The sequence below is a fragment of the Arsenicicoccus piscis genome (genome assembly GCF_022568835.1).
GTDB lineage: Bacteria > Actinomycetota > Actinomycetes > Actinomycetales > Dermatophilaceae > Arsenicicoccus > Arsenicicoccus piscis.
Genome location: NZ_JAKZHV010000005.1, coordinates 1 through 12,472, shown reverse-complemented (window position 1 = coordinate 12,472; position 12,472 = coordinate 1). Strand labels below are relative to the sequence as shown.

General features: G+C 73.4%; 6 protein-coding genes and 1 pseudogene. 3 read left to right on the top strand and 4 right to left on the bottom strand.

Going from position 1 to position 12,472, the window contains the following annotated elements; translation table 11 throughout:
• Positions 1-156: 156 nt before the first annotated feature.
• Entirely contained in the window at positions 157-1,473 is a 1,317-nt protein-coding gene (gene gdhA / locus MM440_RS10390) for an NADP-specific glutamate dehydrogenase (protein WP_241444447.1), read from the top strand.
• Here the strand turns inward: gdhA and recD are convergent.
• The 4 genes from recD to MM440_RS10375 are packed head-to-tail and all read right to left on the bottom strand — an operon-like array spanning position 1,428 to position 9,374.
• Positions 1,428-3,443 (bottom strand): exodeoxyribonuclease V subunit alpha, encoded by a 2,016-nt coding sequence (recD, locus tag MM440_RS10385; protein ID WP_241444239.1) that lies wholly within the window; start codon positions 3,441-3,443, stop codon positions 1,428-1,430. The genes gdhA and recD overlap by 46 nt on opposite strands.
• The gene (locus MM440_RS17355; protein ID WP_338155641.1) at positions 3,443-4,363 is read right to left on the bottom strand and encodes a PD-(D/E)XK nuclease family protein; all 921 of its coding nucleotides are present in this window, start codon (positions 4,361-4,363) and stop codon (positions 3,443-3,445) included. Before MM440_RS17355 ends, recD begins: the two co-directional genes overlap by 1 nt.
• Entirely contained in the window at positions 4,285-6,888 is a 2,604-nt protein-coding gene (locus MM440_RS10380; RefSeq protein WP_338155640.1) for a UvrD-helicase domain-containing protein, read from the bottom strand. The genes MM440_RS17355 and MM440_RS10380 overlap by 79 nt, the downstream gene beginning before the upstream one ends.
• The gene (locus MM440_RS10375; RefSeq protein WP_241444238.1) at positions 6,885-9,374 is read right to left on the bottom strand and encodes an exodeoxyribonuclease V subunit gamma; all 2,490 of its coding nucleotides are present in this window, start codon (positions 9,372-9,374) and stop codon (positions 6,885-6,887) included. Before MM440_RS10375 ends, MM440_RS10380 begins: the two co-directional genes overlap by 4 nt.
• A gap of 2,279 nt (positions 9,375-11,653) precedes the next feature.
• Between MM440_RS10375 and MM440_RS10370 the strand changes: the two genes are divergently transcribed.
• Together MM440_RS10370 and MM440_RS10365 are read left to right on the top strand one after the other, a co-directional pair.
• The gene (locus MM440_RS10370) at positions 11,654-12,073 is read left to right on the top strand and encodes a glutamate ligase domain-containing protein (RefSeq protein ID WP_241444237.1); all 420 of its coding nucleotides are present in this window, start codon (positions 11,654-11,656) and stop codon (positions 12,071-12,073) included.
• A gap of 1 nt (position 12,074) precedes the next feature.
• Positions 12,075-12,472, top strand: a pseudogene (locus MM440_RS10365) (hypothetical protein); the annotation flags it as partial.

Here is a 12,472-nt window from a genome sequence, read left to right as displayed (position 1 = left end):
TCACCGTCGTCCTACCGGCCCCTGCCCGGCACCCTCGCGAGCCGGGCCGGAGCGGGTCAAGGCGGCCGAGCGACCGGCCCCGCCCAGCCCGACGGCTGAGCGCCCCCTTATTCTCCTCACGTGAAGAGCGATCAGCTGCATCCCAACCTGGCCCCGATGTTCGACGAGGTGCTCGAGCGCAACCCTGGAGAGGCGGAGTTCCACCAAGCGGTCTACGAGGTCATGCGCAGCCTCGCGCCGATCGCGGGGGCCCGCACGGAGTACGCCCAGTGGTCGATCCTGCGCCGCATGTGCGAGCCGGAACGCCAGATCATCTTCCGGGTGCCGTGGATCTCCGACAGCGGCGAGGTGCGGATCAACCGCGGCTACCGGGTCGAGTTCAACTCCACGCTCGGGCCCTACAAGGGCGGGCTGCGCTTCCACCCGAGCGTGAGCCTGTCGATCGTGAAGTTCCTCGGCTTCGAGCAGGTCTACAAGAACGCCCTCACCGGCCTGCCGATCGGCGGCGGCAAGGGCGGCTCCAACTTCGACCCCAAGGGCTGCTCGGACGCCGAGATCATGCGTTTTTGCCAGTCCTTCATGACCGAGCTCTACCGACACATCGGCGAGCACACCGACATCCCCGCAGGTGACATCGGCGTGGGCGGTCGCGAGATCGGCTATCTGTTCGGCCAGTACAAGCGCATCACCAACCGCTACGAGTCGGGGGTGCTCACCGGCAAGGGGCTGTCCTGGGGCGGCTCGCTCGTGCGCACGGAGGCCACGGGCTACGGCCTGGTGTACTTCGTGGAGGAGATGCTGGCGACCCGCGGCGAGGACCTCGAGGGGCGCCGGTGCGTCGTCTCCGGGTCGGGCAACGTCGCGATCTACGCGATCGAGAAGCTGCAGCAGCTCGGCGCCAACGTGGTCGCGTGCTCGGACTCCGGCGGCTACGTGGTCGACGAGGACGGCATCGACCTCGCGCTCCTCAAGGAGATCAAGGAGGTCCGCCGCGGCCGGATGAAGGACTACGCCGACCAGCGGCCCTCGGCCCGGTACGTCACCGAGGGCTCCATCTGGGAGGTCCCGTGCGACGTGGCGCTGCCGTGCGCCACACAGAACGAGGTCGGCGCGGCCGAGGCGAAAGCCCTGATCGCCAACAAGGTCCACCTGGTCGCCGAGGGCGCCAACATGCCGACGACGCCGGAAGCGGCCGAGATGCTGATCGAGGCCGGCGTGCTCTTCGCACCCGGCAAAGCGTCCAACGCCGGCGGGGTCGCCACCAGCGCCCTGGAGATGCAGCAGAACGCGAGCCGGGACAGCTGGACCTTCGAGCAGACCGACGAGCGGCTGCGCGAGATCATGCGGCACATCCACGCCACCTGCCGGGACACCGCGGCGGAGTACGGCTTCGAGAACGACTACGTCGTCGGGGCCAACCTCGCGGGCTACATCCGAGTCGCCGACGCGATGGTCGCGCTCGGCGTCGTCTGAGCCAACCTCGCTCGTAGCCCGCTCGCTCGCACCACCCGTCGGGCCACGGCTGCTCGCACCACCTCCTCGGACCCGACGACGGTGACCCGCTCCTGCGCGCGGGTCACCGCGGTGTAGAACAGCTCGCGGGTCAGCAGCGGCGAGTCCAGCTCGGGGAGCAGCACGGTCACGTGCGTCGCCTGGCTGCCCTGCGACTTGTGGATCGTCATCGCGTGCATGGTCTCGACGTCGCCGAGGCGCCCGGTGCCGAACGCCTGGTCGCCCTTGGCGCCGCGGATCATCGCGAACCGCCCCGAGGCCGCACCCTGCCGCGCCGCGACCACCACGCCGACGTCGCCGTTGAAGACACCGGTCGCGTAGTCGTTGGCCGTCACCAGCACCGGCCGGCCCACATACATCGGGTCGTAGAACGTGTCCCCGGTGGCCTCGCTCAGCCAGCCCTCGATGCGGTGGTTCCACGTGCGGACCCCGAACGGGCCGCTGCGGTGGGCGCAGAGCAGGCGATGGCGCTCGACGAGCGCCAGGGACCGCTCGGCGTCGCCTGCCGCGGCCGCCTGGTGCAGGTCGACGGCCTGCCGGGTCAGCTCGGCGCGCAGGTAGGGGGCGGGATCGGGCTCGGCGAGCCAGCGCACCTCGTCACCGCCGCCCTGCAGGGCGTCCACGACCGCGTCGGCGTCCCCGCGACGCAGCGCCTCGGCCAGTCGACCGATCGCCGCGCCGTAGCGATGCGGTGTGGACAGCCGGGCCAGCGCGAGTGGCGGCTCGGCGCTGGCCTCCACGCCCGCCACGAGGTCTGCGAGCACCGCACCGGCGTCGACCGACACGAGCTGGTCGGGGTCGCCGACGAGGATCAGCCGGGTGGTCGGACGGACCGCCTCGAGCAGCCGGGCCATGTGCGTGAGCGACACCATCGACGCCTCGTCGACGAGCACCACGTCGTGCGGCAGGCGGTGCGCCCGGTCGTGCCGGAACCGGGTGCGGCTGTCGGGGCGGCGGCCGAGCAGCCGGTGGACCGTGGTGGCCTCGACCCGGCCCAGGTGCTCGATCCGCGCGCGTACCGCCGGGTCGTCGGTGCGCTCCAGCATGGCCGCAAAGCTCGCGGACACCGCCTCCTGCATCCGCGCCGCGGCCTTGCCCGTGGGGGCGGCGAGCGCGACCCGCACGGGCCGACCCGAGGAGCTCTCGACCTGCTCGGCCAGCAGCGCGAGCACTCCGGCGACCGTCGTAGTCTTGCCCGTGCCCGGGCCCCCGGTGAGGACCGTCGTCCACGAGCGCACCGCCCGCTCTGCTGCGCCGCGCTGCTCGGCGAAGCCGCTGCCGGGGAAGACGCGTTCGAGCCCGGCGACCAGCCGCGCGTCGTCGATCACCGGCGGCGCCTGCTCGGCGCGGGCGTGCAGGTCCGCGACAACCTGCCGCTCCTGGTGGTGGTAGCGCTGGAGGTAGACCAGACCGTGCTCGACGACCAGCGCGTGCTGCGCGGCCAGGGCGCTGGCCGCCACCCGGTCGGTCCAGCCTTCCGCATCCGGCCACGGCAGCGCCTGGTCGGGTGGGATCTCGTCGGGATCAGCCTTGCCAGCGGCTGGGCCGTCGGGATCAGCGCCGGCGGGCTCAACGTCGTCGGGGCCAGCGCCGTCGGGATCGAGGCTCGGCCGTCCACGCGCGAACGCGGTCAGGTCGACGGCCACCGACCCCTGGCGCACGGCGCGGACCGCCAGAGCGGCGGCGAGCACGGCGTCCTCGTCCTGCTCGTGCGCGGCGCGGGCGAGCGTGCGGGCCAGGTGCACGTCGGCGGCGGTCAGCACGCCCGCCTCGTTGAGCTCCTTCAGCCGCCCTTGTGCGCCGAGCGCCAACCGACGGTCGAACGGTCCCGTGGGCTCGAACCGCTCGATCGGCTCGGCGCCGGCGCGGTGGCCCTCGACGCCGTCGGGGCCGGCCTGCCCCGCAGTCTTCGGGTCCTCGGTTGGCACCATCACGCATCCTTCCGACGTGGGCGGCTTTTGACCGTTCGCGCCCCTGCCCCGACCCGACCATCCGCAGCCGCGCCGTCGACCGACGCACCATCGACCGACACGCCATCGACCGACGCGCCGTCCAGGAGGTCGGAGACGGCCACCACGAGGTCTACCGGAGGCTGCCAGGAGAAGACCCCGCAGACCTGGTCGCCGACGACGGGGGTGCTGGGCCCACACATGCCCCGCAGGTAGAGGTAGAGCACGCCCCCCAGCTGCCGGTGCGGGTCGTAGTCCGACACTCGCCAGCGCAGGAAGCGGTGTGCCACAACGGCATACAGCAACGCCTGGAGCGGATAGCTGGAGTGCCCCATCGCCTCGACCAGCGCCTCGGGGCGGTAGGACCAGGCAGTGAGCGGGGCGTCGAGCTGGCCCAGCCAGTTGGTCTTGTAGTCGACGACCAGGTAGCGGCCGTCGACCCGCAGCACCACGTCGATCGACCCGGTGAGGTAGCCGCGCAGCTCCTGCTCGGCCAGCACGGGCTCGGCGTCCAGGACGTCGGCGTAGCCACGCACCGGATCACCGGCCGGGAGGTGCCGACGCAGCAGCGGGGCGAGGTCACCCAGCAGCCTGCGGGGGCCGGTCGGTGCCGCCAGGTCACCGCCCCCGAGCGGCAGCTCGAAGTCCAGCTCGCACAAGCGATCTCGCGTGCCGGCCGCGCGCAAGGTGGTGCCGCCGGCCAGCGGTCCGAGGGGCGTGTCCAGCACCGCGACGAGGGCGTGGACGAGCCGGTCCACATCGACGTCGACCGGCCACCACACCAGCTGCTCGCCGATCCGGGCGCGCAGCTCGGCGTCGAGGTCTACGGCCTGCGGGTCGGCGTGCTCCAGCACGGCGTGGACGAGCGAGCCGAAGGTGGCGCCCACCGGCAGGTCGGCCATCGGTGAGGGCAGGTCGTCGCCGCCCGGGAGCAGGCCAGGCAGCGTGGGCCTCTCGTCGACGACGACCGGGATCTCGGGCTCGTCGTCGCGGGCACGACCTCAGGCTCGCTGCCGACGCCACCGCTCAGCTCGTGCCCCTCGGCGTCGCGCGGAGCGCTCAGGGCGGAGTAGGACGTGCGCCGCCAGCTGGTGTCGACCACGCGGTCGAAGCGCCCGATGCCGAGCCCGCTCGGCGCCGTCAGGACCGGTGCCGGCACCGGGTCGCCCAGGTCGGCCGGCTCGAGGGTGAACGCGCCGACCTCGGCCCATCGCGAGAGCCGCTCGGTGGCGTCGTCGTCGGTCTTGGGGGCGGCTACGGTGTCGGGGATCTCGGCCTGGATCGGACTGCGCCCGAACAGAGCTCGATGCAACGGCGCCGCGGCGACGTTGTTGGACGGAGCCCACCAGGCCACCACCTGCGACTGCGCCCGGGTGAGTGCGACGTAGAGCAGCCGCAGTGACTCCCCCGCCTCCTCGGCCTTGTGCCGCCGCACCGAGTCCGCCCACTCCGGACCCGAGGGACCACCCACGTCGATGCAACGGGTGCGCTGTGGGGCCTCGGTGTGGAACAGCGGGATGTCGGCCTCCTTGCTGACCCACCGATCCGAGAGCGCGGGGAGGTAGACGACGGGGTACTGCAGGCCCTTGCTGCCGTGCACCGTGACGAGCTGGACGGCCGCAGCGTCGCTGTCCAGGCGTCGGGTGCGCGCGCCCGCCGCGACCGGGGTGTCGTCGGCGAGCTGGGCCTGCAACCACTCGAGGAGCGCCACCAGGCCGAGCTGCTCACGCTGACCGACCTCGTGCAGCAGCTGACCCACGTGGCGCAGGTCGGTCAGCTCGCGCTCGCCACCGACCCGCCCCAGCACGCGAGCCGGCAGGCCGGCGACCGTGAGGGACTCGATCACCGCAGCCGCCCCCTGCCGGGCGTAGACCGTGGCGAGACGCCGCATCAGCGCGGCCAGCTCGTCGTCGAGGTCGTCGCCGCCGGTGGCCAGCCGCTCGACGTCGAGGCCGACCAGGTCGGTGAGCGCAGCCGCGCGGGTCAGCATGGACCGGTGCGGGGCCGCCATGGCCGTCAGGAGCGCCAGCCAGTCGTGGGCGGCCTTGCTCTGCAGCACGTTCGAGCCACCGGTGCTGACGGCGTGGATGCCCACGTCGCGCAGCGCCTGCTGGATCTCGATCAGGGTGCGCGAGGTGTGCGCGATGACGGCGACGTCGCGTGCGTGCAGCGGCCGTCCGTCGAAGGTCGCCCCGGAGTCCAGCAGCGCGGCCACGTCGAGCGCGAGGTCGCGGGCGATGTGCGCGCGCACGGCACCGACCTTGCTGTTGCCGCGCAGGTGCTCGCGCTGGCGAACTTGCCTGAGCCGCAACGGTTCTGGATGTGGCGCGCCGTGCAGCCGAGACTGCGTGCGCTGCGCCTCCACGTCGTGGACGATGATCTGCGGGTCGCCCAGGGCCGCCCCGCCGAGGAGGGCGCCGATGGACCGCACCAGCCCGGCGTCGCTACGGAAGTTGCAGGGCAGCGTGGCCTGCTCCTGTGCCGTCTGCGCGGCCTCCAGGTAGGTGACGATGTCACCCCCGCGGAAGGCGTAGATCGCCTGCTTGGGGTCGCCGATCAGCACCATCGCGTGCGCCACCCCGGTGAAGGCGCGGTCGAGCACCTGCCACTGCACCGGGTCGGTGTCCTGGAACTCGTCGACCAGCACCACCCGCCAGCGCGCCTGCATCCGTGCGCGGGCCGGCGAGTCCTTGTCCGTCAAGGCGTCGGCGAGCTGGGTGAGCAGGTCGTTGTAGTGCATGACCTGCAGCCGACGCTTGCGGACGTCCATCTCTCGACGCACTACCTGAGCGAAACCCACGCGACGGGCGGCGACGCTGCCCGGCTCGGCTGCCGAGGGGGCGAGCGTGGCGTGGTCGTCCTCGATGGCCCGGCGGGCGATCGCCAAGGCGTCGCGGCGCGAGAAGATCGGCCTGTTGGTGGCCCCCACGAAGCCGCGCAGGTAGAGGTCGTCGACGACCTCGACGAGCAGGTCGTCCAGGTCGTCGACCAGCTGGGCACCGGCGTCGGTGTTGCCCGCGACGCCGAGGCTGCGCAGGACCTGCTGGCAGAACTGGTGCGTGGTCGCGATGGTGGCCGCGTCGAACGACGTGAGCGCCGTGCGGAGCCGCTCGAGTCGCAGCAACCGCTCGTCCTCGTCGACCGCGAGCAGCAAGGTCAGGAGCTGGTCGCGGTCCTCGACCGGCGGCGGGTCGTCGAGCGCGCGCTCGGCGGCGTAGAGCTGCTCGCGCACCCGCGAGCGCAGCTCCTGGCTGGCCGCCCGACCGAAGGTGACGACCAGCATCTCGGGCAGGGTCACGACGCCCTCGGCGACGTAGCGGGTGACCAGGGCCGCGATCGTCCAGGTCTTGCCGGTCCCGGCGCTGGCCTCGAGGAGCACGGTGCCCTCGGGGAGCGGGTCGGTGATGGCGAAGTGCCGCGCGCTCATGCCCACTCCCCCTGCTGCAGGTCGCCGTCGAGGACGGGCCGCCACAGCCGCAGGGCGTACTGCCCGAGCCGGCTGGTGACGCCCGGGAACCACATCTCGTCGTCCCGCGGCTCACCGAGGATCTGGTGCAGGCCCACCGCCTCGCCGTAGACCTGCAGGTGGGCCGGGTCCTCCTGCTCACCCACCTTGAGGAAGCGCCCGGTCTGGCTCTCCCACTCCTTGGTCGCCGACTCCTCGGCGTCGCGCGGGCTCCCGCTGACCAGGAACGTGCGGGCGTAGGCGTGAGCAGCGTTGCCGGGCAACGGGATCGGGCCCTCGAGCCCTCGGTCGCGCAGGTCGACGAGATCGGCCAGCGTGGTCATCGCCAGCTCGCGCGGCATGGGTCCGTGGGTGAGGTGCCGGACGCCCGGCCGGTTGCCGCGGCGGAGCTGACCGACGAGGTGGGCGCTGGAGAGCTCCTCACCGGCCGCGCTCAGGGCGAGCGCCGTGACCCACGAGCGCAGCGTCTGCTTGGCCTTCAGGGTCGAGTACGTGACCTCGAGCGCCCCGGCATCGGTCATGCCCGGGACGGTGCCCACCACCCGACGTCCGTCGGGCAGCGTGATCTCGAGGTCGACCGTGCGCGTCGGCGCCGGCCGCCCCGGGGCTCCGGCGCCACCCACCCGCCAGGCGGCCGCCGTGAGGTGCTTGACGATCTCGGTGATGTCGGCGAGCTGACGACTGCCGAGTCCCCCCGGCGGCAGCTCACCGCGCCAGCCCTCGGCGCGCACCAGCTCGTCGAGATCACGGCCGGCGAGCACGGCGCGCAGCAGCCGGTCGCCCACCGTCCAGCGCTGCAGTCCGTCGAGCTCGATGGGGATGCCCTCGGCGCGCTCCTCGGGGACCTCCGGCAGCAGCAGGCCGAGCCGGGTGCGCAGGAAGTCCTGGGCGGGGTTCAGCAGGAAGCGGATGAGCTGGTCGAGCGGGACGTCGTCGGCGCCGGCAGCCTGGGCGGACGGCGGCAGCGCCACGTCGGCCAGCGGCTGGGCCAGGGTGCGTTCGCCGAGGGCCGCCTGCGCTCCCGCGAGCGCCGTGGGGTCGTAGCTGAACGGCCGCCCATCGGGTCGCAGCGACGTGCCGTCGTCGCCAGGAACGCCGAGGTTGCGCGTGTCGTAGGGCTGCAACGGGTGCCGCGTGACGACGGCCTCCGCGCCGGGACCTGAGGCGGTCGCCTGCACGGCGTCGATGATCTCGCCGAGCGGCACGGCCGGTGGGCGCTCGGCGCCGCTGTGCTCGTCGGCCCCGGTGTAGGTGATGACCACCGTCTCGCGCGCAGCCATGAGCGCGTCCAGGAGCAGCTGGCGGTCCTCGCTGCGCGGGTCGCGCTCACCGGTCAGCGGGTTGCGGGCCAGGGCGTCGTCGCCGTCGGGCACGGTCGTGCGCGGGAAGATGCCGTCGTCCAGACCGACGAGGCACACCACCCGGTGCGGCACCGAGCGCATCGGGGTCATCGTGCACACGGTGAGCGTGCCGGTGCGGAAGTTGGCTCGCGTGGCCCGCCCGGCGAGGTGCGCGGACAGCAGGGTCGCGACGTCCGACAGCCGTAGATCGGCCGTGCCGGTCTCGCGGGCGGCCGAGCCCTGGATGCGGGACAGCTCACGGCGCAGCTGGGTGACCTGCCACGCGTCGCTCGACCGCACGTCGGCGAGACCGAGCACCCCGTCGCGCAGGGCCTCGGCCCACTCGTCGGCGCCCCGGCACGCGCGCAGCCGGCGCACGGTGGCACCCAGCCGGTCGACGAGCTCGGTGAGCCGGCCCGCCAGGTCGATGTCACCGCTGTCGAGGTCGTCGAGGGCGAGGACGGTGCCGACGTGGTCGCGGTCGACCCCGTCGAGCGCGGCGCCGACGACGACGCGGTCGAGACCGGCGCGCCAGGTGTTCTGCGCGAACGACGACAGCTGGTAGTCGGCGCGGTGCTCCTCGTCGAGCCCCCACCGGATGACGACCTGGTCGACCCAGTCACCGAACCGGTCGAGGTCGTCGTCGTCGAGGGCGAAGCGCACCCGCACCGGCTCGGTGCGGGCCAGGTCGAGGACCTCGCTCGCGGTGAGCCGTCCGCCGGCCAGCACCACCAGCTGGGCGGCGAGCTCGAGCAGCGGGTTGGTCTCGCGCGGCCCTCGGTCCGCCAGGCGCACCCGGAGCCCGTGGGCCGGATGTCCTTGTGCCGGATGCCCCTGCGCCGGATGGTGTGGTGCCGGATGCTGTTGTGCCCCAGCGCGATCCGCGAACCCCGGCGGGAGAGAGTGCTCGCCGGTCACCGCCCGCGGCGCACCGAGGCCGAAGCCTGCGTGCACCAGCGGGGCGAACGCGTCGATGTCAGGGCACATGACGAGGATGTCGCGTGGCTCGAGGGTCGGGTCGTCCTCGAGCAGGCCGGTGATCACGTCACGCAGCACGTCGACCTGACGTGCCGCACCGTGACAGGCGTGGATCTGCACCGACTGCATGTCGGTCGCCGAGCCGGCGCGTTCTCGGCGATCGCCGGTCTCGGACAGGTGCGCCCGAGTTCATCAAGCCGGTGAGGTCGCCGTTCCTGCTGACGCGGGCCGACCGCTCCCAGCACCAAGCGCGGCACCCCGACGATGATCGCCGCGGTCATCACGCTGCGGCCCGGCTCCGCGACGCCGTCCAGCACGGCACCTGGCAGCCGCACCTGTCGCGCAGCTCGGACCATGCCCTCGAGGCGATCGAGCTGCCGACGCGACCGGGCGAGCAGCGTGCAGCGTCGCGGCTGCGCACCGACTGGCATCAAGACGTCGCGCCTCCTGCGCGCGACTGGCGCGTGCGCTCGATCGCGGCACGCGCCGTCACGGAAGCCGACATCTCGTGTGCTCGTCCTGGAGCCCCGGGTCACACCTTCGACGCCGGACCCGTCGGACGCCGGCCGTCTGGTCAAGGTGCCCGTATCCGCGACCGTGCTGCGCGGTCGACCGTCATCGACGGGCCACCGCGGACCAGCGCCCCGGCGGACCACGACGGCTGGTTCGGCTGCCTGGGCCGGGCTGAGCGGTGCCGGCCGGAGCCGGCGGTACCGAGCGGCCTGATCGGCCCTGCGGCAGGGCCGGCGAGCAGGATGCTCGACCGCCTCGGCAGGGATCATCGGCCCCGGCACCTCGGCATGAGCCACACCGGTGGTCGCCGCAGGCGCCGCAGCCTGCGGCGAGGTGCACACGAAGATCCGGTGTGGTGGCCATCGTCGGCCGCGGCCGAGGTCAGGCCTCGCTTCGGACCCGGTGCACCGAGAGCGCCGAGCCAAGCTTTTCATGCGGTGACACCGGCGCGCACGCGCTCGGCGTGCAGGGCTCGGAACCAGGACCTGCCGGGCGTCGGCAGACATCGCGCCGGCGCACCGGCTGCTCGAGCGCCAGCGCCGGGCCTGCCGTCACCGAGGCGCCCGGTCATGATCCAGCCATCAGGCTTCTGCCGAGCTGTCGGCACGTGGGCGAGAGCGTCGTCCGGATCGCGCCCCGCTGAACCACCACCTCGAGCTCGCCGGGACCTCGCGAGGCACGGTCGTTCAGCTCTGGATCGACGGGCCTGTGCGCGCGCTCGGTGGCGTTCGTTCTACGGAGAGTGGGTGGTGGGCCGCGAGCGACCGCCTGGACTCGATGCCGGCACCGGCCGCTCCACGGTCGCGCCCGAACCGCAGCACCGGCCTGGGCTGTCGCGCGACGCCGACTGGGCCGGCCTGCGCGTCCTCGTCACCGGCCTCGGCCAGTCGTCGGGGCGCACGCGGTCCGTCGCCCGCCGAGGCGTCGCCGGATCGCCGTCAGCCACGACGGCTGCCGACAGCCGAGCCACCTGCCGGAGCGCTGCTGCCGCCGGGCGCGCCGGTCGGCCCGCCCTCGACTCGAGGCCGACGTCCGTCGTGGCGCCCCATGCGAGCTCGGAGCTCGCGCGACGTCGACCAGCCGGTCGTCGGGACGGCGGGCAGGCAGAGGGCGGGGCTGCTCCCAGTCCCATCGGCTGGCTGGACGAGGCCCGCCCGCTGCATCCCGGTCCGTCCTCCGCGTGGAGCTGGCCTGGCGGATGCGCGCCGAGCGCGGCGCCGCGCCCTGGCCACCGTCTCGGGCACCAACGGCAAGACGACCACCGACTGCTGGCCTCGATCTTGCAGGCCAGCGGCACCCCGGGCCGGTCCATGCCGCTCGGCAACGTCGGCGTCCCGGGTCGAGGCGGTGCTCGCCCCTGGCGGGTTCGACGTGGGCGCGCGCGGCGTCCAGCGCCTGCTCGCACTGGCCGCCATCTCGGCCCGTCGCGTCGCAGTGCCTCAACGTCGCCGCCGACCACCTGGACTGGCACGGCTCGGGAACTGCATGCGAGGTCTCGCCGCGCCGTAGGGGCATGGCCTCCTGCATCGCGGTCTCGCGGGCCCGGCGACCACTCGAGCGCTGGTCATGGAGGCTCGACGTCGCCGTCCAGGGCACCGCGCGGTGGAGTTCACCCTCGGGGTGCCGGCCGACAGCATGCTCGGCGTGGTGCGACGAGGTGCGACGCCGACCGCGGCGTTCATCGCGGCCTGCGCCGACTCGGCCAGCGCCTCGAGCTCGGCACCCTCGCCGCCTGCTCGGCGATCATCGGTGGCGCCGCACTACGTCGCCAACGCGCTGGCCGGCCGCCGGCCTCGCCCGGAGCAGCAGCACGTCGGCCCGCTCGCCGTGCGCGAGGGGTTGCGGGCCTATCGCCCCGAGAAGCACCGCATCGCCGAGGTCGCGACGATCTCGGGGTGCGTTACGTCGACGACTCCAAGGCGACCAACGCGCACGCCGCAGCCGCCTCGCTGCGGGCCTTCGACCCGGTGGTGTGGATCGCCGGCGGCCTGCTCAAGGGCGCCGACGTGGATGACCTGGTCCGCGAGGCCGCGCCGCGGCTGCGCGGCGTGGTGCTGCTCGGGCGCGACCGGGCGCAGATCGCCGACGCCGTCGCCCCACACGCGCCCGACGTCCCCGTGGTCGACGTCGCCAGCACCGACACTGATGCCATGACGGAGGTCGTCGCGGCGGCCACGGCCCTCGCCCAGCCGGGCGACGTCGTGCTGCTCGCCCCGGCTGCGGCCTCCATGGACATGTTCGCCAACTACGGCGCGCGTGGCGACGCCTTCGCGAAGGCCGTCCGCGCACAGCAGGGACCGACCGAAGGAGCCTGACATGACGACCTCGTCCGGCGCTGCGCGACCCGGCGCACGCGCCTCTCGGGGCCGTGCCGGCGCGTCCGTCCCGAAGCCCGACCACCCCGACGACCCGACCCTCGTCGGGCGCCTCAACGCCCTCCTCGAGCGCATCGAGACGCCGCTCACGACCTATCACCTGCTGCTGTCGACGACCATCGCGCTGACGGTCTTCGGCCTGGTCATGGTCATGTCGGCGGCGAGCATCCGCACCTACACGGTCTTCTTCGCCCAGCTGAGGTTCGCGCTCATCGGTGCGGTGCTCGCGTTCGTCGCCTCGCGCATCCCGACCCTGTGGTGGAAGCGGCGAATGGCGCTGCCCGCGCTGCTGCTCGCCATCGCGCTGCAGGCGCTCACCCACGTCCCAGGCCTCGGCGT

Excerpts from the sequence above, each read along its gene's own strand:
- MM440_RS10380 (WP_338155640.1), bottom strand. The coding sequence starts at position 6,888 with ATGAGCGCGCGGCACTTCGCCATCACCGACCCGCTCCCCGAGGGCACC.
- MM440_RS17355 (WP_338155641.1), bottom strand. The coding sequence starts at position 4,363 with ATGGCCGACCTGCCGGTGGGCGCCACCTTCGGCTCGCTCGTCCACGCC.
- gdhA (WP_241444447.1), top strand. The coding sequence starts at position 157 with ATGTTCGACGAGGTGCTCGAGCGCAACCCTGGAGAGGCGGAGTTCCAC.
- recD (WP_241444239.1), bottom strand. The coding sequence starts at position 3,443 with ATGGTGCCAACCGAGGACCCGAAGACTGCGGGGCAGGCCGGCCCCGAC.
- MM440_RS10375 (WP_241444238.1), bottom strand. The coding sequence starts at position 9,374 with ATGCAGTCGGTGCAGATCCACGCCTGTCACGGTGCGGCACGTCAGGTC.